This window comes from Pseudomonas sp. PA-7-1E, assembly GCF_021605325.1.
In the GTDB taxonomy this organism is placed as follows: domain Bacteria; phylum Pseudomonadota; class Gammaproteobacteria; order Pseudomonadales; family Pseudomonadaceae; genus Aquipseudomonas; species Aquipseudomonas fluorescens_BV.
In genome coordinates this window covers 147871-172439 of sequence record NZ_WKFA01000002.1, presented here as the reverse complement: position 1 = coordinate 172439, position 24569 = coordinate 147871, and the positions used below count along the sequence as shown (strand labels likewise).

The 24569-nt window shown below is 59.6% G+C and carries 23 protein-coding genes; 4 read left to right on the top strand and 19 right to left on the bottom strand.

The window, feature by feature from the left end; genetic code table 11:
- Positions 1-105: 105 nt before the first annotated feature.
- The 4 genes from garD to kdgD form a co-directional block, all read right to left on the bottom strand.
- Positions 106-1659, bottom strand: coding sequence for a galactarate dehydratase (gene garD / locus GIW79_RS02090; RefSeq protein ID WP_032903376.1), 1554 nt, complete (start codon positions 1657-1659; stop codon positions 106-108).
- A gap of 10 nt (positions 1660-1669) precedes the next feature.
- On the bottom strand, positions 1670-3034 hold the full coding sequence (locus GIW79_RS02085; protein ID WP_003188541.1) for an MFS transporter: 1365 nt from the start codon (positions 3032-3034) through the stop codon (positions 1670-1672).
- 183 nt (positions 3035-3217) lie between these two features.
- Positions 3218-4663, bottom strand: coding sequence for an aldehyde dehydrogenase family protein (locus tag GIW79_RS02080; protein WP_054897027.1), 1446 nt, complete (start codon positions 4661-4663; stop codon positions 3218-3220).
- Between the two features lie 54 nt (positions 4664-4717).
- A complete protein-coding gene (kdgD, locus tag GIW79_RS02075; protein WP_003188537.1) occupies positions 4718-5629 on the bottom strand; it encodes a 5-dehydro-4-deoxyglucarate dehydratase in 912 nt (303 codons plus the stop codon).
- A 232-nt stretch (positions 5630-5861) separates the two neighbouring features.
- Between kdgD and GIW79_RS02070 the strand changes: the two genes are divergently transcribed.
- Positions 5862-7019: a phospholipase gene (locus tag GIW79_RS02070; RefSeq protein ID WP_236452305.1), complete on the top strand. Its 1158-nt coding sequence runs from the start codon at positions 5862-5864 to the stop codon at positions 7017-7019.
- Positions 7020-7160: 141 nt separating this feature from the next.
- Here the strand turns inward: GIW79_RS02070 and GIW79_RS02065 are convergent, their stop codons facing one another.
- The 8 genes from GIW79_RS02065 to rplM all read right to left on the bottom strand — a co-directional run bounded on the left by GIW79_RS02065 (position 7161) and on the right by rplM (position 12957).
- Positions 7161-7910, bottom strand: coding sequence for a FadR/GntR family transcriptional regulator (locus tag GIW79_RS02065; protein WP_186527579.1), 750 nt, complete (start codon positions 7908-7910; stop codon positions 7161-7163).
- Between the two features lie 159 nt (positions 7911-8069).
- Positions 8070-8489, bottom strand: a complete 420-nt coding sequence (locus GIW79_RS02060; RefSeq protein WP_014716912.1) for a ClpXP protease specificity-enhancing factor — start codon at positions 8487-8489, stop codon at positions 8070-8072.
- A 17-nt stretch (positions 8490-8506) separates the two neighbouring features.
- Positions 8507-9124: a glutathione S-transferase N-terminal domain-containing protein gene (locus GIW79_RS02055; protein WP_003188529.1), complete on the bottom strand. Its 618-nt coding sequence runs from the start codon at positions 9122-9124 to the stop codon at positions 8507-8509.
- Between the two features lie 148 nt (positions 9125-9272).
- Positions 9273-10052: a cytochrome c1 gene (locus GIW79_RS02050; protein ID WP_014716911.1), complete on the bottom strand. Its 780-nt coding sequence runs from the start codon at positions 10050-10052 to the stop codon at positions 9273-9275.
- Complete coding sequence (locus GIW79_RS02045; RefSeq protein ID WP_003188526.1) at positions 10052-11263, bottom strand: cytochrome b; 1212 nt, start codon at positions 11261-11263, stop codon at positions 10052-10054. The genes GIW79_RS02050 and GIW79_RS02045 overlap by 1 nt, the downstream gene beginning before the upstream one ends.
- Positions 11263-11856, bottom strand: a complete 594-nt coding sequence (gene petA / locus GIW79_RS02040; RefSeq protein WP_003188524.1) for a ubiquinol-cytochrome c reductase iron-sulfur subunit — start codon at positions 11854-11856, stop codon at positions 11263-11265. Before petA ends, GIW79_RS02045 begins: the two co-directional genes overlap by 1 nt.
- A gap of 265 nt (positions 11857-12121) precedes the next feature.
- Positions 12122-12514 (bottom strand): 30S ribosomal protein S9, encoded by a 393-nt coding sequence (gene rpsI / locus GIW79_RS02035; RefSeq protein WP_002555064.1) that lies wholly within the window; start codon positions 12512-12514, stop codon positions 12122-12124.
- A 14-nt stretch (positions 12515-12528) separates the two neighbouring features.
- Positions 12529-12957, bottom strand: a complete 429-nt coding sequence (rplM, locus tag GIW79_RS02030) for a 50S ribosomal protein L13 (protein WP_003188508.1) — start codon at positions 12955-12957, stop codon at positions 12529-12531.
- 250 nt (positions 12958-13207) lie between these two features.
- Between rplM and GIW79_RS02025 the strand changes: the two genes are divergently transcribed.
- Positions 13208-14248: an NADP(H)-dependent aldo-keto reductase gene (locus GIW79_RS02025; protein ID WP_054919333.1), complete on the top strand. Its 1041-nt coding sequence runs from the start codon at positions 13208-13210 to the stop codon at positions 14246-14248.
- A 144-nt stretch (positions 14249-14392) separates the two neighbouring features.
- Here the strand turns inward: GIW79_RS02025 and GIW79_RS02020 are convergent, their stop codons facing one another.
- Complete coding sequence (locus tag GIW79_RS02020) at positions 14393-15529, bottom strand: acyl-CoA dehydrogenase family protein (protein ID WP_236452306.1); 1137 nt, start codon at positions 15527-15529, stop codon at positions 14393-14395.
- A gap of 220 nt (positions 15530-15749) precedes the next feature.
- Here GIW79_RS02020 and GIW79_RS02015 point away from each other — a divergent pair, with 220 nt between their 5' ends.
- Entirely contained in the window at positions 15750-16670 is a 921-nt protein-coding gene (locus GIW79_RS02015) for a GlxA family transcriptional regulator (RefSeq protein ID WP_236452354.1), read from the top strand.
- Between the two features lie 139 nt (positions 16671-16809).
- On the opposite strand, the gene zapE is transcribed toward GIW79_RS02015, so the two are convergent.
- The 3 genes from zapE to GIW79_RS02000 form a co-directional block, all read right to left on the bottom strand.
- Positions 16810-17904, bottom strand: coding sequence for a cell division protein ZapE (zapE, locus tag GIW79_RS02010; RefSeq protein WP_003188500.1), 1095 nt, complete (start codon positions 17902-17904; stop codon positions 16810-16812).
- Between the two features lie 79 nt (positions 17905-17983).
- The gene (locus GIW79_RS02005; RefSeq protein ID WP_236452307.1) at positions 17984-19339 is read right to left on the bottom strand and encodes a tryptophan--tRNA ligase; all 1356 of its coding nucleotides are present in this window, start codon (positions 19337-19339) and stop codon (positions 17984-17986) included.
- A 16-nt stretch (positions 19340-19355) separates the two neighbouring features.
- On the bottom strand, positions 19356-19985 hold the full coding sequence (locus GIW79_RS02000) for an alpha/beta hydrolase (protein ID WP_236452309.1): 630 nt from the start codon (positions 19983-19985) through the stop codon (positions 19356-19358).
- Between the two features lie 146 nt (positions 19986-20131).
- Between GIW79_RS02000 and GIW79_RS01995 the strand changes: the two genes are divergently transcribed.
- Entirely contained in the window at positions 20132-20569 is a 438-nt protein-coding gene (locus GIW79_RS01995) for a YhcB family protein (protein WP_003171734.1), read from the top strand.
- Positions 20570-20764: 195 nt separating this feature from the next.
- On the opposite strand, the gene GIW79_RS01990 is transcribed toward GIW79_RS01995, so the two are convergent.
- The 3 genes from GIW79_RS01990 to GIW79_RS01980 form a co-directional block, all read right to left on the bottom strand.
- Positions 20765-22489 (bottom strand): ABC transporter ATP-binding protein/permease, encoded by a 1725-nt coding sequence (locus GIW79_RS01990; protein WP_057976845.1) that lies wholly within the window; start codon positions 22487-22489, stop codon positions 20765-20767.
- 99 nt (positions 22490-22588) lie between these two features.
- Complete coding sequence (locus tag GIW79_RS01985) at positions 22589-23149, bottom strand: response regulator transcription factor (protein WP_236452310.1); 561 nt, start codon at positions 23147-23149, stop codon at positions 22589-22591.
- Positions 23142-24404 (bottom strand): ATP-binding protein, encoded by a 1263-nt coding sequence (locus GIW79_RS01980; protein ID WP_003188495.1) that lies wholly within the window; start codon positions 24402-24404, stop codon positions 23142-23144. Before GIW79_RS01980 ends, GIW79_RS01985 begins: the two co-directional genes overlap by 8 nt.
- Positions 24405-24569: the final 165 nt, after the last annotated feature.

Below are 24569 nucleotides of genomic sequence, written 5' to 3'. Positions count from 1 at the left end.
GCTTGCTCGCGAGAAACTCCCAGGCGCCGCGTTCATTCAGTTAACACGCGTTATCGTTGGCGTCTTTCGCGAGCAAGCTCGCTCCTACAGGGTTAGCGCCTGGTTTCAGGTAATCGGCGCCGGGTTGAACAGCGTGATGTCGTTATGCAGCTTATGCCGCTCTGCCCAGGTCTGCTTCTTGCCGCTGGCCACATCCAGATAGAAGTGGAACAGCTCCCAACCCAGCTCCTCGATACTCGCCCGCCCCGTCGCAATGCGCCCGGCGTCGATATCGATCAGGTCCGGCCAACGCTGGGCAAGCTCGGTGCGGGTGGAGACCTTCACCACCGGCGCCATCGCCAGCCCATACGGCGTGCCGCGCCCGGTGGTGAACACGTGCAGGTTCATCCCCGCTGCCAGTTGCAAGGTGCCGCAGACAAAATCACTGGCCGGTGTGGCGCAGAAGATCAGGCCCTTTTCCTTGAAGCGCTCGCCAGGGCCAAGTACGCCGTTGATGGCACTGCTGCCGGATTTGACGATGGAACCCAACGACTTCTCGACAATATTCGACAGCCCGCCCTTCTTGTTACCCGGCGTGGTATTGGCGCTGCGGTCTGCCTCGCCCTTGGCCAGGTAACGGTCATACCAGTCCATTTCCCGGACCAGCTCGCGGGCAACGTCCGGGTTCTTCGCGCGTGAGGTCAGCAGGTAAATCGCATCGCGCACTTCAGTCACTTCGGAAAACATCACCGTCGCGCCGGCGCGCAGTAACAGGTCCGAGGCATACCCCAGCGCCGGGTTGGCGGTGATGCCGGAGAACGCATCGCTGCCGCCGCACTGCATGCCCAGGATCAACTCGGAGGCCGGCACGGTTTCGCGGCGACGCTGGTTGAGTTTTTTCAAGCGCACGTCGGCCAGGGCCATGATCTGCTCGATCATTTCGGTAAAACCATGGCTGGAATCCTGCAAGCGATACAGCCACGGCTCGCTCAGGTCCACGGAGCTGTCGTTGTCGTGCATCACCTGGCCGGCCTGGAGCTTTTCACAGCCCAGGCTGATCACCAAGGCTTCGCCGCCCAGGTTGGGGTTGCGCGCCAGGTTGCGCACGGTGCGGATGGGGATGTAGGCATCCGTCGCCGTAATCGCCACGCCGCAGCCGTAGCTGTGGGTCAGCGCCACCACGTCATCGACATGCGGGTACTGGGGCAGCAACTCGTCCTTGATGCGCTTGACCGCATGGTCCAGCACGCCGGTAACGCATTGCACGGTGGTGGTAATGCCGAGGATGTTGCGCGTGCCCACGGTGCCGTCCGCATTGCGATAGCCCTCGAAGGTAAACCCCTCCAGGGGCGCCTGGGTTTCAGGCACCTCGGTGGACAGCGGCAAGCTGTCCAGCGGCGGTGCGGTGGGCATGCGCAACTGGTCCTCCTGCACCCAACTGCCACGCGGAATCGGCGCCAGGGCATAACCGATGGTCTGGCCGTAGCGAATAATCTGGCCGCCCTCGGGGATGTCTTCCAGGGTCACCTTGTGGCTCTGCGGGATGAAATCCACGGTGACCAGGCCGTCGGGAAACTCGGTACCGGCGGGTACCCCTTGATCGTTCACCACGATCACCACATTGTCGCGCTCGTGCAAACGGATCGAGCGCGGCGAGTCAGCATGTTCAATCAACTGCATCACACGAACCTCAGGAATGCGCTTGGGAAAGATTGGTCAACTCCGGGCCCTGGGTAGGCGGCTCCTTGAGCACCACGCGCTTGATCGGGCCGACAATCACCAGGTAGCTGAATACCGCCACCAGCGCGTTGGCGCCGACGAACACCAGCGCCCATTTGAACGAGCCGGTGGTGCTGATGATGTAGCCAATCACAATCGGCGTGGTGATCGACGCCAGGTTACCGAAGGTGTTGAACAAGCCGCCACTGAGCCCGGCGATTTGTTTCGGTGAGGTGTCGGACACCACCGCCCAACCCAGTGCGCCAACGCCTTTGCCGAAGAAGGCCAAGGCCATGAAGCCCACCACCATCCATTCGATGTCCACGTAATTGCACGCCACGATGCTGCTGGAAATCAGCAGTCCACCGATGATCGGCGCCTTGCGTGCGAAGGTCAGCGAATGGCCTTTGCGCAGCAGATAGTCGGAAATCACCCCGCCGAGCACACCGCCGATAAAGCCGCAGATCGCCGGTAACGAGGCAATGAAGCCGGCCTTGAGGATGGTCATGCCACGCTCCTGCACCAGGTACACCGGAAACCAGGTCAGGAAGAAGTAGGTGATGCCGTTGATGCAGTACTGGCCCAGGTAGACGCCGAGCATCATGCGGTTGGTCAGGAGCTGGCGGATGTAATCCCACTTCGGCCCGTCGGTTTTCTTACCCTTGCCCTTGTCCTGATCCATATCGACCATCGCGCCATTGGCGGCGATGTGATTGAACTCGGCTTCGTTGATCATCGGATGCTGGCGCGGGCTGTGGATAACTTTCAGCCAGATCAGCGAGAAAACAATGCCGATCACGCCCATCACGATAAACACGTGCTGCCAGCCGAAGCGATAGACGATCCAGCCCATCAACGGCGCGAACAGCACCGTGGCGAAGTACTGGGCCGAGTTGAAGATCGCCGACGCAGTGCCGCGTTCAGCCGTAGGAAACCACGCCGCAACAATACGGGCATTTCCCGGAAACGAGGGCGCCTCGGCCAAGCCCACCATGAAGCGCAGCATGAACAGCGCGACCACCGCAGTGGAGACGCCAAACTCACCGACATAGCCTTGCAGCACGGTGAACAGCGACCAGGTGAAAATGCTCAGGGCATAGACTTTTTTCGAGCCGAAACGGTCGAGCAGCCAGCCACCGGGAATTTGCCCGGCCACGTAGGCCCAACCGAATGCAGAGAAGATATAACCGAGGGTGACCGCGTCGATGCCGAGGTCTTTTTGCAGGCTGGAGCCGGCGATAGCGATGGTGGCCCGGTCGGCGTAGTTGATCGTGGTCACCAGGAACAGCATGAGCAGGATCAAATAGCGGACGTGGGTCGGCTTGGTCGCTTGCATGTAGAAGTACTCCCACTAATTATTTTTTTTGCGGGTAATGATTTTGTATTGCCTGGTTGCGTCTCCCTGTAGGAGCGAGCTTGCTCGCGAAGAACTTCAACGATCACGCGGGCATTCAGGATGCACGCGGTGAATTTGAGTTTTTCGCGAGCAAGCTCGCTCCTACAGAGAGGATGCTGCGTGTTACGAACCGATGTAGCTGGTTTTCACCACGGTGTAGAACTCTTGCGCATAGCGACCCTGCTCACGCGAACCGTAGGATGAACCCTTACGGCCACCAAATGGAACGTGGTAATCCACCCCTGCCGTCGGCAGGTTGACCATCACCATCCCGGCCTGGGAGTGGCGCTTGAAGTGGTTGGCATATTTGAGCGAGGTGGTGGCAATACCGGCCGACAAGCCGAACTCGGTGTCATTGGCCATGGCCAGCGCCGCCTCGTAGTCCGCCACGCGCACCACGTTGGCCACCGGGCCGAAGATCTCTTCACGGCTGATGCGCATGCCCGCTTCACTGTCGGCAAACAGTGTGGGCGCCAGGTAATAGCCTTCGGTGTCGCAGGTCACCAGGCCGCCCCCACTCACCAGCCGGGCACCTTCGCTCTGGCCGATGTCGATGTATTTCAGGTCCTGATCCAACTGGGCCTGGGACACCACCGGGCCAATGTCGGTGCCGCTATTCAAAGCGTGGCCCACCTTGATCGACTTCATGCGCTCGGCCATGGCGGCGACAAACTGGTCGTGGATCCCCGCGGTGACAATCAAGCGGCTCGAGGCCGTGCAACGCTGGCCGGTAGAGTAGAACGCACTCTGTACCGACAGCTCGACAGCCTGCTTGAGGTCGGCATCGTCGAGAATGATTTGCGGGTTCTTGCCACCCATCTCCAACTGCACCTTGGCCTGGCGCGATACACAACTGACCGCGATCTGACGCCCAACGCCCACCGACCCGGTGAAACTGATGCCATCGACTTTCGGGCTGTTGACCAACACGTCGCCGACCACACGGCCACTGCCCATCACCAGGTTGAACACACCGGCGGGGAAACCGGCGCGGGAGATGATTTCGGCCAAGGCCCAGGCGCAGCCCGGCACCAGCTCGGCAGGCTTGATCACCACGCAGTTGCCGTAGGCCAGGGCCGGGGCGATTTTCCACGCGGGGATGGCGATCGGGAAGTTCCACGGGGTGATCAGACCCACCACACCGAGGGCTTCGCGGGTCACTTCAACGTTGACGCCCGGGCGCACCGACGGCACGTAATCGCCCGACAGGCGCAAGCATTCACCGGCGAAGAATTTGAAGATATTGCCGGCGCGGGTCACCTCGCCAATGGCTTCGGGCAGGGTCTTGCCCTCTTCCCGGGCCAGCAGGGTGCCGAGTTCTTCACGACGGGCGAGGATCTCGCTGCCGACTTTATCCAGCGCATCGTGACGCGCCTGGATACCGGAGGTGGACCACGCCGGGAACGCGGCGCGGGCAGCGTCGATGGCCGCGTTGACTTGGGCCACGTCGGCTTTGGCGTATTCGCCAATGGCGTCGGACACATCCGACGGGTTGATGTTGGTGCAGTAGTCGGCGCCGGTTACCCATTCGCCATTGATGTAGTTCTCAAAACGCTTTGCCTGGGACACGAATCTTCTCCTGACGCAAAAGGCCGCTGATTGCTCAGCGGCCTTGTGGATAATTTATTGCGCGCCTTGCTTGTCGATCAGCGCGGCGAGGGCTTCGTACTCTTCCGGCAGCAGGTCGGTCAGTGGCGTGCGCACCGGGCCTGCGTCATAACCGACGATTTTCGCACCGGCCTTGACGATGCTCACCGCGTAACCGGCCTTGCGGTTACGGATATCCAGGTATGGCAGGAAGAAGTCGTCAATGATCTTGCCAACGGTGGCGTGATCTTCGCGGGCAATGGCGTGGTAGAAATCCATCGCAGTCTTGGGGATGAAGTTGAACACCGCCGAGGAGTACACCGGCACGCCTAGGGCCTTGTAGGCCGCGGCGTAAACCTCTGCGGTCGGCAAGCCACCGAGGTAGCTGAAACGGTCGCCCAGGCGACGGCGGATCGACACCATCAGCTCGATATCACCCAGGCCATCCTTGTAGCCGATCAGGTTCGGGCAACGCTCGGCCAGGCGCTCCAACAGCGGTGCGGTCAGGCGGCAGACGTTGCGGTTGTACACCACCACGCCGATCTTGACCGACTTGCACACGGCTTCAACGTGGGCGGCAACCCCGTCCTGGCTGGCTTCGGTGAGGTAGTGCGGCAGCAGCAACAAACCTTTGGCGCCGAGGCGTTCGGCCTCTTGGGCATACTCGATGGCCTGGCGGGTGGCACCGCCTACACCGGCCAGGATCGGCACGCTGGACGCACAGGTATCCACGGCGGTTTTCACCACCTGGGAATATTCGCTGGCCGCCAGGGAGAAAAACTCACCTGTGCCACCTGCGGCGAACAAGGCGCTGGCGCCATAAGGGGCCAGCCATTCCAGGCGCTTGATGTAACCCGCCTGGTGGAAATCACCCTGGGCGTTGAAATCGGTCACCGGGAAAGACAGCAGACCGTGGGAGAGGATGGACTTCAGTTCTTGTGGATTCATTATTCGAACACCCTGGGCGAAGACTTTCTAACGAAAGGTTGTTGTTGGTTTTATGATGTCGTACGTCATCGTACAACTATAAATAAATTCGTCAACTGCAATTCATCCGGCGTAATCCTTTGACGGCTTAAGACGTAGTTCTTGACGTAGGAAATTTCTCACCTATGATTCAGATAACTGTATGCATATACAGTTATCCCGGAAGATTCCTACGACATAGCAAGGAGCTAACATGTCAGGTCTTGAACTCGCAGCACCCGAAAAAACACCACCTACCCTGCGCTTCGAAGGCGGTGAACACACCGCCATCGGCGATGACACCCTGCTTCGCTTCGTCAAGGACGCCCCCGCCATTCCTGCGCGCCAAGTCGAACTGCACCTGCCCAACGGGCTTGCGCTGACCTATGGCCAAGTGATCGCCCTGGGCGGCGACTTCTATGGCATCCCCGGCCAACCGATCAGCGATGGCAACTCCCCGGCCGAACGCGTGCAACGCTTTAACGCGGCCTTCAATTCTCTTGCCGTGTTGCCCGCTTCACGGGAAGAAGCGCAGAAGATCCTGGCGGTGATGCAAAAGGAGATCAACGCCGTCAACCAGGCGATCAAGGACGGCAAACAGCCGCACGAAGCCTACGACGCCCTGGGTGATACGTTGTCCGAGGAGTGGAACCGCATCACTGGCGGCGGCAGCGCTGTTTCGGCCCTCGTGCCACTAGGCCGCTACCTGAAACTGGCAGCGGACAACGCCGATCACTTCGGTGAGTGGGCCTTGTCGGCCTACATGGCCGGCCATACGGCAGCACTGCAACAGGCAGTGATGGCCCATCAGACCGGCACCGACCAGGCCCTGGAATTGGCCTACGCCATGAACAGCTTTGCCGATCATTTTTTGACCGACCTGTTTTCCGCCGGCCACCTGCGGGTACCGCGCAAACAACTGGCAGCGGTCGTGACGCCTGGAGAACTCGGCTCGCTGATCAGCCGCTTCATGCACGATGAAGACAGCAAATTCGGGCTCAAGGTGCGCAATGCCATGGGCGCTCAGTGGCATGCATACGGCGACAAGCGCTACTTCGACAGCATCGACGCCGACAATCGCGTGCAGGTCAAACGGGCGGTACAGGCCTCAGCAGATGAAGTCTTCGAAACCTTCATCAGCGGTATCGCGCCCTCCCCGGCTGAGTTCAAGGCACCGCTGTATGTGCCCGACCTGAACGCCGCGCAAAACCCGACGAATAACTTCTCGCCGCTGTTCAAGATGGAGGGGGACAAGGTGCTGCGGCGCAAGGACGTCAACGATTTGAACGACAAGCACTGGACCAATGATTGGTGGGGGTGGAGTACGTACTTGCTGCTTAAAGACTATAAGCCAAACCAACCCGTCAACTAACGGCTGGCATGATCGTTCCCACGCTCTGCGTGGGAATACAGCCTATGACGCTCCGCGTCACCCTGCGAGGGCTTGAGAAATTCACGCGCACCGGGACGCGGAGCGTCCATAGAGGCGTTACCACGCAGAGCGGGGGAACGATCAGACCCGCTGCGCCTCTGCCTCTTCATGGGCATGGCGCAGTCGTTCGCGACTGTTGGTCAAATGCAAGCGCATCGCAGCCCGCGCCGCATCCGAATCCTGGCGGGCTATCGCCTCGTAGATCTCTTCGTGTTCGCGGCTCAAGCGGCTCATGTAGTGCTGTTGATCATCATGGGCCAGGCGCGCCGAATTCAGGCGGGTACGCGGAATGATGCTGGTGCCCAGGTGGGTCATGATGTCGGTGAAGTAGCGGTTGCCGGTAGACAGTGCAATTTCCAGGTGGAAGGCAAAGTCCGACGCCACCGCATCGCCGGCGTGGGCCGCACTTTCATTCAAGGCATCGAGGGCCGCACGCATGGCCGCCAGTTGCTCCTCGCTGCGACGCAGCGCCGCGAGGCCCGCAGACTCCACTTCCAGGCTGATACGCAGCTCCAGAATCGCCAGCACATCGCGCAAGGTCACCACAGTGGCCGGGTCTATGCGAAAACCGCTGGGGCTTGGCGTGTCCAGCACGAAGGTGCCGATACCGTGGCGAGTCTCGACCTGCCCCGCCGCTTGCAGGCGCGAGATGGCTTCACGCACCACCGTCCGGCTGACGCCATGGGCGTCCATGATCGCCGACTCGGTGGGCAACTTGTCGCCGCGTTTGAGCTGGCCATCGCGGATCTGCTCGGACAACACCGTGACCAATTCCTGGGCAAGGCTGCGGCGCTTGCGGGGAAGACGTGGGGCGGCGCTGGCGTTTTCCATGATGAACCATCTTTCTCGACGAACTAAAGACCGCATCATAGCCCATGGTGGTTGTACGATCACCGTTCTGGCGCGACTTTCATCCATATCCTTCACGCAAAAAAAATGCCCCGACCGACGTCGGGGCATTTTTCAGACGGGTGTGTAAGCGAAATCCGCCTACTTCACCACTTTCAGGCTTGGCCGACCGCTAGGGCGCGGCGGCTCGGTATCCGGTGGCGGTACATCATCACCGTCTTCGCCTTCGATCGTTTCGTCATCCTCCAAAGGCGACTCCAGATCGAACACCATGCCCTGGCCATTTTCCCGGGCGTAGATCCCGAGGATGGCACCGATGGGCACGAACAGCGTATGGGGCACACCGCCGAAACGCCCTTCGAAGCTCACCGCTTCGTTGTCCATGTGCAGGTGGCGCACGGCACTGGGCGATACGTTCAGCACAATCTGTCCGTCACTGGCAAAACCCTGGGGTACCTGAACCGCAGGAAATTCGGAATTGACCAGCATGTGCGGGGTGCAATCGTTGTCCACAATCCACTCATAGAGCGCGCGGACCAGGTAAGGTCGACTGGAGTTCATCAACGGCTCCTTAAGCCTTAGCGCATATCACGTTCGGCACCAGACAGACTTGCCTGGAAAGCCTCACGCGCAAACTGGCGCTCCATGTAATCAAGCAACGGCTTGGCCGGCCGTGGCAGTTCAATGCCCAGAATCGGCAAGCGCCAGAGTATGGGTAATAGGCAGCAATCCACCAAGCTTTGTTCCTCACTGAGGAAAAAAGGTTTATCGGCGAACAACGGCGAAACGCCGGTGAGGCTCTCGCGCAATTCCTTGCGCGCCTGCACACGAGCGGCTTCTTTGGAACGCGAATCCAGGATCACATCCACCAACCCGCACCAGTCACGCTGGATCCGATGGATCAGCAGGCGGCTGTTGGCACGCGCCACCGGGTACACCGGCAGCAAAGGCGGATGAGGGTAACGCTCATCCAAGTATTCCATCACCACGGTCGACTCCCACAACGCCAGGTCACGATCGACCAGGGTGGGCAAGCTGCCGTAAGGGTTCACTTCGATCAGCTTCGGCGGCTGACGGCCCGCCTCCACACTGATGATCTCGGCGCTGACACCCTTCTCTGCGAGCACGATGCGTACTCGGTGGGAATAGTGGTCGGCGGGGTCGGAGTAACAGGCCAACCGGTTGGTCACGCCCATGGCGGTCCTCCTCGCTTGTTGAAATTATCGAAAGCTCAAAAACGAGCGCGCCCAGAAAGCATCCCTGTAACGTCCGGTTCAAACCGACGCTACGTGTTCAGAGATGCCGCTGGGCGCGCAAGATTAACAGCAATTGCTTACGGTTGGATCAATGCACATCCTTCCAGTATTCACGCTTGAGCAAATAAGCGAATACAAAGAAGAAAGCCAGGTACAGCAAGACGTAGGTACCGATGCGCTGATGCTGCAGTTTGACCGGGTTGGCCGAGTAGGCCAGGAAGGTCACCAGGTTCTTGACCTTCTCGTCGAACTGCTCTTCGTTCAGCGTACCGGTCTTGGGCACGATGGTCAGTTGATCGCACGCCTCATGGGTCAGCGGCGTGCCGGTCAACGGATCATATTGCTTCTTGCCGTCTTCAACGACCTGAACCTGTTTGCATCCTACCACTTGGCGCCCCTGCAGGCCGACCAGAACGTTCGGCATGCCGACGTTCGGGAAGACTTTGTTGTTCACGCCATAGGGGCGTGCAGGGTCTTCGTAGAAGGATTTGAGGTAACCGTAGAGCCAGTCGGTACCGCGTACACGAGCCACCAGGGTGAGGTCGGGGGGCGCGGCGCCGAACCAGGTCTTGGCGTCGGCCGGCTGCATGCCGATGTTCATGTGGTCGCCGATCTTGGCGCCTGTGAACACCGCGTGGCTGAGCATCACTTCATGGGGGATTCCCAGGTCATCGGCAACGCGCTCGTACCGTTGGAACTTGGCGCTGTGGCACCCCATGCAGTAGTTGGTGAATGTACGCAGCCCATCCTGCATGGCGGCTTTGTCAGACACATCGATATCGACTTTTTCCAGCTGCGCACCATGTTCGGCAGCGAAGGACAGTAGCGGCAGCGCCGCAAGCACGAATGCAACGAGTAATTTTTTCATCAGCCAGTCACCCTTTCCGGAACCGGTTTGGTCTTCTCGAGCCGGGTATAGAACGGCATCAGAATAAAGTAGGCGAAGTACAGGAAGGTGCAGACCTGCGACAGCAAGGTCCGTTCAGGGGTGGGCGCCAATACACCCAACACACCCAGGATCACGAACGAAATGCAGAACACCCACAGCCAGATCTTGCTCAGCCAGCCTTTGTAGCGCATTGACTTGACCGGGCTACGGTCGAGCCACGGCAGCACGAACAGCACCGCGATGGCCGCGCCCATGGCGATCACGCCCATGAGTTTGTCGGGGATCGCACGCAAGATCGCGTAGAACGGCGTGAAGTACCAGACCGGGGCAATGTGCTCAGGTGTCTTGAAGGCGTTGGCCTGTTCGAAGTTAGGCTTCTCCAGGAAATAACCACCCATCTCCGGGAAAAAGAACACGATCGAGCAGAACACAAACAGGAACACGACCACGCCGACAATGTCTTTCACGGTGTAGTACGGGTGGAACGGAATGCCATCCAGCGGGATGCCGTTTTCGTCCTTGTGCTTCTTGATGTCCACGCCATCCGGGTTGTTGGAACCCACTTCGTGCAGCGCCAGGATATGCAATACCACCAGGCCCAGGATCACGATCGGCAAGGCCACCACGTGCAGGGCGAAGAAGCGGTTCAGGGTGATGCCGGAGATCAGGTAGTCACCACGAATCCACTGGGTCAGGTCGTTGCCGATCACCGGGATTGCGCCGAACAGCGAGATGATCACCTGGGCGCCCCAGTAAGACATCTGGCCCCAAGGTAGCAGGTAGCCCATGAAGGCTTCGGCCATCAGCGCCAGATAGATCAACATGCCGAAGACCCACACCAGCTCACGGGGCTTCTGGTACGAGCCGTAGAGCAGGCCGCGGAACATGTGCAGGTAGACGACGATAAAGAACGCCGACGCGCCGGTGGAGTGCAGCAGGCGCAGGATCGAGCCGTACTCGACATCACGCATGATGTATTCGACAGAGGCAAACGCCTCTTCCGCCGACGGCGTGTAGCTCATCGTCAACCACACGCCGGTGACGATCTGGTTGACCAGCACCAACAGGGCCAGGGAGCCGAAGAAGTAGAAGAAGTTGAAGTTTTTCGGCGCGTAATATTTGCTGAGATGGTCTTCCCACATTTTAGTGGCGGGGAAGCGCGCATCCACCCAATCCATGAACTTGCTCATCACGCGTTCTCCTTGTCGAGGCCAATGACAATGATGTCGTCAGATTCGTAATTGTGAGGAGGAACCGGCAGGTTCAGGGGGGCGGGCTGGGATTTGTAGACGCGGCCCGCAAGGTCATAGTGGGAACCGTGGCACGGGCAGAAATAACCGCCGACCCAGTCTTTGCCCAAATCGACAGGCGCCACTTCCGGGCGGAAGGTAGGTGAGCAACCCAGATGGGTACAAAGACCAACCAGCAGCAGAATCTCTGGCTTGATCGAACGTGCTTCGTTCTTGGCGTAGGCGGGCTGGTCGGACTTTTCGGATGTCGGGTCAGACAGCTGGCCTTCGATCTTCTTCAGATTCCCCAGGATTTCCTCGGTACGACGAACAATGAAAACCGGCTGGCCGCGCCACTCAGCAATCATCTGCTGGCCTGGCTCGATCTTGCTGACATTCACCTTCACCGGTGCACCTGCGGCTTTCGCCTTGGCACTGGGAAACCATGACCCCACGAACGGGACCGCAGCCCCCACCGCTCCTGCAGCACCCACCACGGATGTGGCTGCTACCAAGAAGCGACGCCGGCCTGCATTCACGCCGTCATTGCTCATTCAGTCCTCTCCCATCAGCTTTTTGGCCTGTTAAATCAGGCGTCTACTAAGTGTTGAATCTTTACTTATAAAAATTTTGACGGATGGTAATGAAAAGCCCCACGTATGACAAGGGAATTGCCCGGGGCTCCGTCTCCAGGCCTTGTAGTATAGGGGGTCTACGGATGTGGCAAGTTGTCACGGCGAAAAATGTGCATAAATCACAGGCAATAAAAAACGCCCAGCTCCGTGAGGAGCTGGGCGTTTTTGTGGAACGTAAAGCGAATTAACGCTTCGAGTACTGCGGACGCTTACGCGCTTTACGCAGACCGACTTTCTTACGTTCAACTTCACGAGCATCGCGAGTCACGAAGCCAGCTTTGCGCAGAGCGCCACGCAGGGTTTCGTCGTACTGCATCAGAGCGCGAGTGATACCGTGGCGGATTGCGCCAGCTTGACCACTTACACCGCCACCGATAACGGTGACGTAGATGTCGAACTTTTCAACGGTCTCGGTCAATTCCAGCGGCTGACGAACTACCATGCGGGCAGTTTCGCGGCCGAAGAAGTTGTCCAGGGAGCGGTTGTTGATCGAGATGTTACCAGTGCCCGGACGCAGGAAAACGCGTGCGGTTGCGGTTTTGCGACGGCCAGTGCCGTAATTTTGAGTCGCCGACATAATGAACTATTCCGTTAAAACTTCAGTTCTTGGGGCTGCTGAGCAGCATGAGGGTGTACAGCGCCCGCATAGACTTTCAGCTTGCGAAACATATCGCGACCCAGTGGGCCCTTAGGCAGCATGCCTTTGACCGCGATTTCGATCGGGGCTTCAGGCTTCTTGGCAATCAGGCCTTCGAAGTTGGAAGACTTGATACCGCCTGGGAAACCGGAGTGACGGTAGTACATTTTGTCGCTTGCTTTGTTGCCGGTTACACGAACCTGCTCAGCATTGATGATGACGATGTAGTCGCCGGTATCAACGTGCGGGGTGTATTCAGGCTTGTGCTTGCCACGCAGACGGCTGGCGACTTCAGTGGCCAGACGACCCAGGGTCTGACCAGCGGCGTCGACGACAAACCAGTCGCGCTGAACTGTTTCCGGTTTTGCAGTAAAAGTTGTCATTCTTTAATAGCCTCAGGGGCCGCCTGTAAATTTAGACGGCGGATCTTACTGAATAGTGCGTACTTTGACAAGGTCAAAGGCAGCCGGATACAGACGCTATCGGGGGCTCGGGTCGGCGCGTCCGTTCAACGGCAAGATTCTTCGGCAGGCGGCGCATCACTTCCACTGCAGAAAGAGGTGGGCAATTATGCAGATTGCGAAAAAAAATTCAACCTGCTTTTATGATTGTTTTACCCCGAAGGAGTACCCGATGGATTACCGACAGCTGGGCCGCACCGATCTGAATGTCAGCGCGATCGCGTTGGGCACCATGACCTGGGGCGAGCAGAACAGCGAGGCAGAGGCCTTCGCGCAGATCGAAAGGGCCAAGGCCGCGGGGATCAACTTCCTCGACACCGCAGAAATGTACCCGGTGCCGCCCAAGGCCGACACCTACGCCACCACCGAGCGCTACATCGGCAACTACTTCAAAAGCCGTGGCGACCGCGCCGACTGGATTCTCGCCAGCAAGATCGCCGGCCCCGGCAACACCATCGACTATATCCGCGATGGCCACCTGCGCCACAACCGCAAGCACATCGCCGCAGCCCTGGACGCCAGCCTCAAGCGCCTGCAGACCGAGTGGATCGACCTCTACCAACTGCATTGGCCGGAGCGCAGCACCAACTTCTTCGGCCAGTTGAGCTACAAGCACAAGGACGAAGACGACCTCACCCCACTGGAGGAAACGCTCGAAGCCCTGGATGAACAGGTAAAGGCCGGCAAGATCCGCCACATTGGCCTGTCCAACGAAACGCCGTGGGGCGCCATGAAATTCCTCGCCCTGGCCGAAGCCCGCGGTTGGCCGCGCGCCGTGTCGATCCAGAACCCCTACAACCTGCTCAACCGCAGCTTTGAAGTGGGCCTGGCGGAGGTTGCCATTCGTGAACAGTGCGGCTTGTTGGCTTATTCGCCTTTGGCGTTCGGCATGCTCAGTGGCAAGTACGAAAATGGCGCTCGCCCGGCCAAGGCGCGCCTGACCGAGTACAGCCGCTTCAGCCGCTACTTCAACCCGCAATCGGAAGCGGCGTGCAGCCGGTATGTGGCTCTTGCGCGGGAACATGGCCTGGACCCGGCGCAGATGGCGCTGGCGTTTGTGACACAGCAGCCGTTTGTGACCAGCAATATCATTGGGGCCACATCACTGGAACAACTGGACAGCAACATCGCCAGTGCCGAACTGAAATTGTCGAAAGAGGTGCTGGAAGGGATTGAGGCGATTCAGAAGGATCATCCGAATCCAGCACCTTGATTGATCCGCACTGATCGTTCCCACGCTCCGCGTGGGAATGCCGCCTCGGACGCTCTGCGTCCGCTTTCAGAGTCGTGACGCGGAGCGTCACATGAGGCGTTCCCACGCGGAGCGTGGGAACGATCAATCAAGAGCACCTAACAATCAAAGCGCCCGCGCAATGATCTCTTTCATGATCTCATTGGTCCCCGCATAAATGCGCTGCACCCGCGCATCCGCCCAGGCCCGGGCAATCGGGTATTCCCACATGAAGCCGTAGCCGCCATGCAACTGCACGCACTCATCGAGCACCTTGCATTGCAGGTCCGTGGCCCAGTACTTGGCCATCGCCGCTGTGGGCACGTCCAGCTTGCCTTCCAGATGCAAGGCCATGCACTGATCGACAAACACGCGGCCAATCTGAATCTCGGTGGCCATCTCCGCCAGCTTGAACCGGGTGTTCTGGAAATCGGCAATCGCCTTGCCGAACGCCTTGCGCTCTCGCGTGTACTCGAGGGTCCATTGCAACGCTGCTTCGGCTGAGGACAGCGCGCCAATCGCCACGGTCAGGCGTTCTTGTGGCAGCTCCTGCATCAGGTAGGCAAAGCCCATGCCCGCCTGGCCCAGCAGGTTTTCCTTGGGCACGCGCACATCCTGGAAGAACAGTTCCGAGGTGTCCTGCGCCTTCATGCCGACTTTCTCCAGGCGCTTGCCCTTGTCGAAGCCCGGCGTGTCGGCTTCCACCAGGAACAGACTGGTGCCCTTGGCGCCAGCCTTGGGGTCGGTCTTGGCGACGACAATCACCAGATCGGCCAGGTAGCCGTTGGTGATAAAGGTCTTGGAGCCGTTGATCACGTACTCATCACCCTCCAAAACCGCTGTGGTCTTGACGCCCTGCAGGTCGGAACCAGCGCCCGGCTCGGTCATGGCAATGGCCGTGACCATCTCCCCGGAGATCAACTTGGGCAGGTACTTGTGCTTCAGTGCTTCACTGCCGTAATGCAGGATGTAAGGCGCGACGATATCCGAGTGCAGGGAAAAGCCGATGCCGGTCAAACCCAGGCGGCTGACTTCTTCGATCACCACCGCGCTGTAGAGAAAATCCGCGCCCAGCCCGCCATATTCCTCTGGCAGGTGGGAACACAACATGCCCGCCTCCCCCGCATGGTTCCACAGGTTACGTTCGATATAGCCCTGCTTTTCCCATTGCCCATGGAAGGGCACGGCGTGCTTTTCGAGAAAGGTGCGCACGCTCTCACGGAAGAGTTCGTGCTCCGAGCTGAACAAGGTTCTGGGGATCATGGGTCACCTGCGTGGATTGTCGGACAAGGACGAGCCCACAGAGCCTATGCCCCGAAGGCGTCACGGGACACTGGACACATGCGACAAAAAATAAGACGATCCAGCCGTCTGGTGACCACTTTCCCCTATAAGAATAAATGAAATTATGTCTAACCAAATCTCCACGCCGTTGCGGCGCGTCAGCATTTTGGCCATTGATCGGGTATTCGCTTCAACCCTCATGCAAGCCAAGGATTTCTTCCATCTCGCCAGCCTGCGCCATGGCAAACAGCAAGGCCTGGGCCTGACCCCAGGGTTCGAAACGCGCCTGGTCAGCCCCGACGGCCAGTCCGTGCGCAGCTTCAGCGATGTGATCATGCCGGTGGACGGCGGCCTCGAAGACGCCGACATCATTGTGCTGCCAGCTTTCTGGGACGACTTCGATGCCCTGTGCTCGCGCTACCCGCAAGTGCTGCCGTGGCTGCGCGAACAGCACGCCCGCGGCGCCGTACTCTGCGGCGAGGCCACCGGGGTGTTCTGGCAGGCCGAAGCCGGGCTGCTCGATGGCAAGGAGGCGACCACCTACTGGCGCTTCTTCAATGCCTTCAGCGAGCGTTTCCCCAAGGTGCAGCTCAATCAGGACAAGCACCTCACGGATGCCGATAACCTGTATTGCGCCGGTGGCACCACGTCGGCCTGCGACCTTTATATCTACCTGATCGAACGCTTCTGCGGCGCCAACATCGCCCAGGCGGTGGCCCGCGACATTCTCTACGAGGTGCAGCGCAACTATTCACCTGGGCGGATCGGGTTTGGCGGGCAGAAGCTGCATCAGGACGTGATCATCCTGCAGATCCAGCATTGGCTTGAAGAGCACTTTGCCGACAAATTCCGCTTTGAAGACGTCGCCCGGGAACACGGCATGAGCATCCGCAACTTCATGCGCCGCTTCCAGACCGCGACCGGTGACAAGCCGCTGCATTACCTGCAACGCCTGCGCATCGAGACCGCCAAGGGCCTGCTCTCGGGCAGCCGCAAGAGCATCAAGACCATCAGCTACGAGGTGGGTTACGACGATGCGAGTTTCTTTGCGCGGTTGTTCAGGCAGCACACGGAGTTGTCGCCCAACCAGTATCGCCAGCAATTTCAGCAGGCCGCCTGACTCCAGGCCAACACAAACCATTGTGGGGAGCTGGCTTGCCTGCGATGACGGTGTATCAGCCAGCCTATAGTTGGCTGATACACCCCCATCGCGGGCAAGCCCGGCTCCCACATTAGATCTCCATTGAGCCGGAGATTGATTAAGGCTTGTGGCCGCGCGACAGGAACTCGTGGGACTGCATTTCCAGCAGGCGACTCAAGGTGCGCTGGAATTCGAAATTCAAGCGGCCGCCGGTATAGAGATCCTTGAGTTCGACTTCCGCCGAGATGATCAGCTTGACGTTACGGTCGTAGAACTCATCGACCATGTTGATGAACCGTCGGGCGATATCGTCGGTGGTCACGCCCATCTGTTCCACACCACTCAAGATCACGGCGTGGAAGATCTTGCCCAGCTCGATGTAATCGTTCTGGCTGCGTGGCCCATCGCACAGTTGGCGGAACTCGAACCAGGCCACGTCATCGCAGGTGCGCAGCGCGATGATTTCGCGGTTCTCGATCATCAGCTTGTCGTTTTCCACCGCTTGCGTGCATTCCGGCGTCAGCGCACGGAAGCTTTTCTTCAGGCTTTCGTGCGCCGCTTCGTTGAGCGGGAAGTGGAACAGCTCGGCTTGCTCCAGGTGACGCAAGCGGTAGTCGACGCCGCTGTCGACGTTGACGATATCGGTGTTCTGCTTGATCAGCGCAATGGCCGGCAGGAAGCGCGCACGTTGTAGGCCGTCCTTGTACAGGCCATCGGGCACGATGTTCGACGTGGCCACCAGGGTCACACCGTTCTTGAACAGTTCTTCCATCAGCGTGCCAAGGATCATGGCGTCGGTGATGTCAGAGACGAAGAATTCATCGAAGCAGATCACCCGGGCCTCTTGGGAGAAGCGCTTGGCGATGATGGTCAGCGGGTTTTTCTCGCCCGGTAGGGTCTTCATCTCTTCGTGCACGCGCTTCATGAAGCGGTGGAAGTGCGTACGCACCTTTTCCTTGAACGGCAGCGCTTCAAAGAAGGTGTCTACCAGGTAAGTCTTGCCCCGGCCCACGCCGCCCCAGAAATACAGGCCCTTGACCGGCGTGTGGTCTTTCTTGCCAAACAGCTTGCTGAACATCCCTGGCTTGCTTTGCGACGCGGCCACGAGGTCCTCGTACAGGCGCTGCAAATGACGCACGGCATTTTCCTGGGCCGCGTCGTGGAAGAACTCGGGGCGTTTCAGATCAGCTTGATATCGTTCTAGGGGCGTCATAATTTCGTTAGCAAGGCAACAAAAACGGGCCGACACTGTAACGACGGCCCTGGATAATGGCAATCAACCCTTGGTCGGGTTAATCCTCGATTGGGGTCAACGCAGCGCGCAAAGCGGCGATGGCGGCATCGCGAGATGAAATCTCTTCGAAGAAAGGCCCATCTGCGATGCAGTAGCCTTCCAGCCAGACGCTGAAGGTGGTTCCTTCTTCGCGAATATCCAGTGCCTTACCCGACTGAAGATCTTTAGTTGCAGCGCCTGCCAACTTACCATCAGAAAATTTGCGCGAAACCAGAAGCTGTTCACCGTTAGGCGCCAGCAGGCGGAAGCGGAAGCTGCCATCGTCTTCGCGGAAGCTCACAAACCGTGCAGCCTTCGCTGCTTTTTTCTTGGTGGCGACCGGCGCCGCCGTCTGGTTGACGAACGAACGCAGGCCCACCGCTTCACGCAGCTCGGCCAGGAACGGTGCCGCCACAGCGCGGGCCTTCTTGGCGCCGACCTGCAGCAGGTCCTCCATGTCCGATGGGCGCGCCATCAGTTGATGGTAACGCTCGCGCGCTTCGCCGAGCTGGCCGTCGAGCAGTTGGAACAGACGGTTCTTCGCCTCGCCCCAGCCCAGGCCTTCTAGCAGCTCACCACGGAATTGGGCTTCCTGGGCCTTGGTCGCGAACGCCTGGTACAGGGTGAACAGGTGCGAATTGTCCGGATCCTTGGCTTCGCCTGGCGCGCGGGAGTCGGTGACGATCCGCGAGATCGCGTCCTTCATGTCCTTGGCGCTGGTGAACAACGGGATGGTGTTGTCGTAGCTCTTGGACATCTTGCGACCATCCAGGCCTGGCAAGGTGGCCACGCTTTCTTCGATCAGCGCCTCGGGCATGGTGAAGAATTCTTTACCGTTGCCGAACAGGTGGTTGAAGCGCTGGCCGATGTCGCGGGCCATTTCCACGTGCTGGATCTGGTCGCGGCCCACCGGCACGTTGTGCGCATTGAACATCAGGATGTCCGCTGCCATCAGCACCGGGTAGCTGTACAGGCCCATGCTGATGCCCGCATCCGGGTCTTCACCGTTTTCCACGTTCTTGTCCACCGAGGCCTTGTAGGCATGGGCGCGGTTGAGCAGGCCCTTGGCGGCAACGCAGGTCAGCAGCCAGGTCAGCTCGGGGATTTCCGGGATGTCCGACTGGCGGTAGAAGGTCACCCGGTTCACATCCAGGCCACCGGCCAGCCAGGTCGCGGCGATTTCCATACGCGAGCGCTGGATGCGCTGCGGGTCATCGCATTTGATCAGGGCATGGTAGTCGGCCAGGAAGTAGAAGGAATCGGCATTCGCGTCTTCGCTGGCGAGGATCGCCGGGCGAATCGCACCGGCGTAGTTGCCCAGGTGCGGCGTGCCGGTGGTGGTGATGCCGGTGAGGATACGGGTACGGGTCGTCATGGGTGATCGCTTGTCATCAATTCGAAAGGCGTGGCAGCACCAGATCCTTGAGATCGGTCAGCTTGCCGTGAAAAAAGTGTCCGCATTCTGCCACTTTCAGCAACTCATGGGGGCGTTTGAGGGCGGCGGACCAGTCGTAGACCAGCTGCGGGTCAACCACTTCGTCGCTTTTCGGTTGGATCAGGGTCAACGGGCAGCCCAGCGGTAACGCGTCGGTATCGCGCAGGCGCATCACCGCAGCGGCAATCATGAACAGGTGTGCGAGCTTTTCACCTTTGGCTTCCAGGCGGCCGCCGAGGCTGGCGGCCACATACCCACCGAAAGAAAAACCGAGCAAGGTGATTGGCAGGTCCGGGTGCTTTTCCCGCAGCCAGGTGGCGGCCGCTTCAGCATCGTCGACCTCACCGGTGGACATATCGTGAGTACCGGCACTGGCACCTACGCCACGGTAATTGAAGCGCAAAGTAATCAAACCCGCATCGCGGGCAGTGCGTTGCAGGGTCGAGACGACTTTATTGAGCATGGTCCCCCCCTGCACCGGGTTAGGGTGGCAAACCAGCGCCAGGCCACGTGGTTCGGGGTGATCCAGGTACAAGGCTTCCAATTGGCCCACCGGGCCATCGATCAAAACGGGGGTTTCACGCATGAGCAAGGATGAACTCCGTGACCTCTCAAGGGGTCGACTCGTCTAGCTAAAAGTCTGTGCATGGCATCATTGCGAGCTTAATCGCGGTATACAGCGCAGGTTTGAGCCGTTAACGTAAAGCAAAGCCGTTTATAGAGGAAGGACTCGTGGAACACTCGCTCTTAGTTTGGTTGTTGCCGACTCTTGCCCTGGTTGCCGGTGTCGCCATTGGTTTCCTGGTTGCCCGCCTGCTGCCGAATGCCGCGCCTAACCGCACGCAGCGTCAGCTGGATGACATTCAGGAACGTTTTGACAGTTATCAGAACGAGGTTGTTACCCACTTCAACAGCACCGCGACCCTGGTCAAGAAGCTCACCCAGAGCTACCAGGAAGTACAGGATCACCTCGCCGATGGCGCTAACCGCCTGGCCCTCGACGACATCACCCGCCAGCGCCTGCTGGCCGCGCTGCATTCCGATGCACCGCAAACCCCACGGGAACGCCTGACCCCGCCTCGGGAAAACCAGGAGCCACCACGGGACTACGCGCCAAAGACGCCGAACGCTCCAGGCATGTTGGATGAGCATTACGGCTTGAAGAAGTAAGTCATCTTCGAGCAACAAAAAGCCCGGCTGATCGATGATCTGCCGGGCTTTTTGTTGGGTGCCTGAACCATCAGACAACACCATGCCCCTGTGGGAGCTGGCTTGCCTGCGATAGCGGTGTGCCCGTTGACACACCTGCCTCAGGCACTCCGCCATCGCGGGCAAGCCCGGCTCCCACATTGAGCGAGCAGGCACTCAAGTGAGTTGTTGTTCCTGCAACCGCCCACCGTCGATGCGCACATGCCGCCCATGGAAACGCTTGAGGCTGCTGCGGTGGCCGACGCTGACGATGCTCAACCCCGGCAATTGATCGATCAACGCCTGGTACAAGGTTGCCTCGTCTTCTTCATCCATGGCCGAGGTCGCTTCGTCCATGTACAGCCATCGCGGTGCAAACAACAACGCGCGGGCAAAGGCCAGGCGCTGTTGCTCGCCGGGCGAGAGCATGCGTTGCCAGTGGTTGGCTTCATCCAGGCGGCTGACCAGATGGGGCAGGCGACAGGTTTCCAGCACCTGTGCATAACGTTCTGGTGAATAGACGCTGTCGTCCTGTGGATAACTCAACACGGCCTTGAGCGTACCAATCGGCAGGTAAGGCTTTTGCGGCAGGAACAGGTAGCGCGTCGCCGGCAAGCGAATGCTGCCATGACCGGCGGGCCACAGATGCCCCATCGCCCGCAGCAAAGTGCTCTTGCCGCTGCCGGAACGCCCGCTGAGCATAACGCGCTGGCCAGGCTCCACGGTCATGTCGGCGTCGGTGAGCAAATGGCGGCCGTCGGCCAGGTCCATACCCAGGTCCTTGATCACCAGGCGCTCGCCTTCAGGGCGCACGTCGATCGCCGGCGTGCGTTGCTCGTTGTCGCTCATGGCCTGCTGGAAACTCAGCAGACGGTCGCTGGTGGCGCGCCATGTCGCCAGCTCCGAATAGGCGTTGATAAACCAGCTGAAGTTCTCTTGCACGTTGCCGAACGCCGAGTTGATTTGCATCAGCTCGCCCAGCTCGATCTTGCCGGTGAAGTAGCGCGGCGCGGCGACGATAAAGGGGAAGATGATCGCGATCTGGCTGTAGCCAGCGGTGAAAAAGGTCAGGCGCTTTGACACTTTCATGATGTCCCAGAAGTTCTGCCAGACCTTGCCGAAGCGCGAACTCAGGCGTTGCCTTTCATTCGGCTCGCCGTTGTACAGGGCAATACTTTCGGCATTCTCACGCACCCGCACCATGGAAAAACGCAGGTCCGCTTCGAAGCGTTGCTGTTGGTTGCTCAGGCCGATCAAGCGCCGGCCGATCAAGTGCGTCAGCCAACTTCCCACAGCGGCGTACAGCAGTGCACACCAGAACATGTAACCGGGGATGGTGACGCCGAACACTTCGATGCTACCCGAGACGCCCCACAGGATGATCGAGAATGACACCAGGCTGACCACGTTACGCAGCAACCCAAGGCCCAGGCTCAAGGTACCGGAGGTGAAGTTGTTAAGGTCTTCGGAAATCCGCTGGTCCGGGTTATCGGTGTAGCCGCCCTGCTCCAGCTGGTAATAATTCTTGTGGGCCAGCCAACGGCTGAAGTGTTTTTCGGTGAGCCAGGCGCGCCAGCGGATTGTCAGCATCTGGGTCAGGTAAAGGCGGTACACCGCGCCGAGTATCGCCACCGCCGCAATCCCGCCGAAATAGCCGATCAGTTGCCAGAAGGCCGCGGTGTCTTTCTTCTCCAGGGCGTTGTAGAAGTCTTTGTACCAGTGGTTGATCCACACGGAGATCGCCACGCTGAAAAGCGACAGGCCAATCACTGCGGCCAGCAGCAGCCAGGCCCTGCCCTTCTCTTCACTGCGCCAATAGGGTGTGATCATCGCCCAGGTTCGGCGGAAGAATTGCCCACGCACCGCGTCGTTGACCGCGCGATATTCAGCATTCTGATTCATCGTTCAGGCTCGGTAGGAAAAAGTCACAGGCGTTTGAACCGATCATAGGTGATCGGTTCGTGCGTCCGTGCAGCCTGAAGCGAGTTGTTCAGTCGCCGTTCAGCGTCGTACCGGGCGCTTCTGCAACTTGCGTTGCAGCGTGCGGCGGTGCATGCCCAGGGCGCGGGCGGTGGCGGAGATGTTGCCTTCGTGTTCGGTCAACACGCGCTGGATGTGTTCCCACTGCAGGCGGTCCACCGACATCGGATTTTCCGGCACCAGGGTGTCGAGGTCGGCATGCTCGGACAGCAAGGCGGCCAGCACGTCGTCGGCATCCGCGGGTTTGCACAGGTAATTGCAGGCGCCGCGCTTGATCGCCTCGACGGCGGTGGCGATGCTGGAGTAACCGGTGAGGATCACCACGCGCATTTCCGGGTCGAGTTCCAGCAGCTTTGGCAGCAGCACCAGGCCCGAGTCGCCGTCCATTTTAAGGTCGAGGGAGGCGTAGTCCGGCAGGTCGGCCTGGGCGATGGTCAGGCCCTCTTCAGCAGAACCTGCGGTGCTGACGCGAAAACCGCGCCGGCTCATGGCGCGCGCCATCACGCGGGTAAAGGTCGCGTCGTCATCTACCAGCAACAGGTGCGGCAGTTCTTCGCCTTCGACTTGGATCTCGTCACTCATCGATATCTCCTCGTGCGACACGGGGCAGGCGCAGCTCGGTGAGCGTGCCACCTTCCTCATGACTATAGAGCTTCACTGAGCCGCCCGCGCGGGTCACGCTGGCCTTGCTCAAAAACAGGCCCAGGCCGAAGCCTTTGCCCTTGGTGGTAAAGAAGGGTTTGCCGATTTGCTCGGCAATGGCCAGTGGCACGCCCGCGCCGTGGTCACGAATGCTGATGGTGACGTTTTCCGCGTCCCAGTCCAACTGCACCCCGAGGCCTTCAGGGCAGGCGTCGGCTGCATTGTTCAGCAAGTTGAGCAGCGCCTGGGTCAAGTCCGGCGGTGGCGCCATGCGCGGTACGCTGCCTTGGCCCAACAGGTTGAAACGGTAACTGGCTTCGGGGCGCATCAGGTGCCAGCGGTTGAGCGCCTCATCGAGCCACTGGGTGACGTCTTGCATTTCGACCGCCAGACGGCGGTTGGCTTCGGCGGCGCGCACCAGTTGCTGGAGTGTCAACTTGCACTGCTTGACCTGCTCCTGCAGTACGCTCAAATCATCTTGCAGGGCCGGGTCGTGATGGTCCTGGGTCATTTCCTTGAGCAGCACGCTCATGGTCGCCAGCGGCGTGCCCAACTCATGGGCGGCGCCAGCGGCCTGGGTGGCAACGGCCAGCAGTTGCTGGTCACGCAGGCCCTCTTCACGGCGAATGGCGCGCAGTTCTTCCTGGCGGCGCAATTCTTCGGCCATGCGCGCGGCAAAGAAGGTAATGACTGCCGCAGACAGAGCGAAGCTCAACCACATCCCGTAGATCTGCAGGTTTTCCCGGGCGATGGGGAATGTCTGCAAGGGGTAGAACTGCGCCAACAGCAGGGTGTACAGCGTCAGCGCAATGCCCGACAGCACCACCGAATAGCGCCACGGCAGGGTGACGGCAGCGATGGTCAAAGGCACCAGATAGTAGGAGACGAAGGGGTTGGTAGAACCACCGGAGAAGTACAGCAACACGCTGTGGATAAACAGGTCGCAGGCCAGTTGCAGGGCGTATTCCAGCTCGGTCACAGGCCAAGTGGTGCGCAGTCGAATGGCGGTGAACACACACAATACGGTGGAGAACCCCAGGGTCACGGCCAATTGCAGCCAGGGCAGCGGCAACAGGTCGAACCAATAGGCAAGCCCGACGGAACCGGCCTGTGCGGCCAATACCAGGGTGCGAATGAACGTCAGGCGCCAAAGGTTCTGGCGGGTGGCGGAAGTCAGTTTTACGGCGGCGAGCATGAGCTCTCCTGATGAGCGCTGCAGGTATATCGCACCGAGTATAACCAAGACACGAGGACGGCAGGGCTTATGCGGCAAACCGCCACAGCGCGACCTTCTCCTGCCCACATAATTTGGCGCATTACTTACAGGAACCAAGGTGAGCATCGGACCACCCAGAGGCCT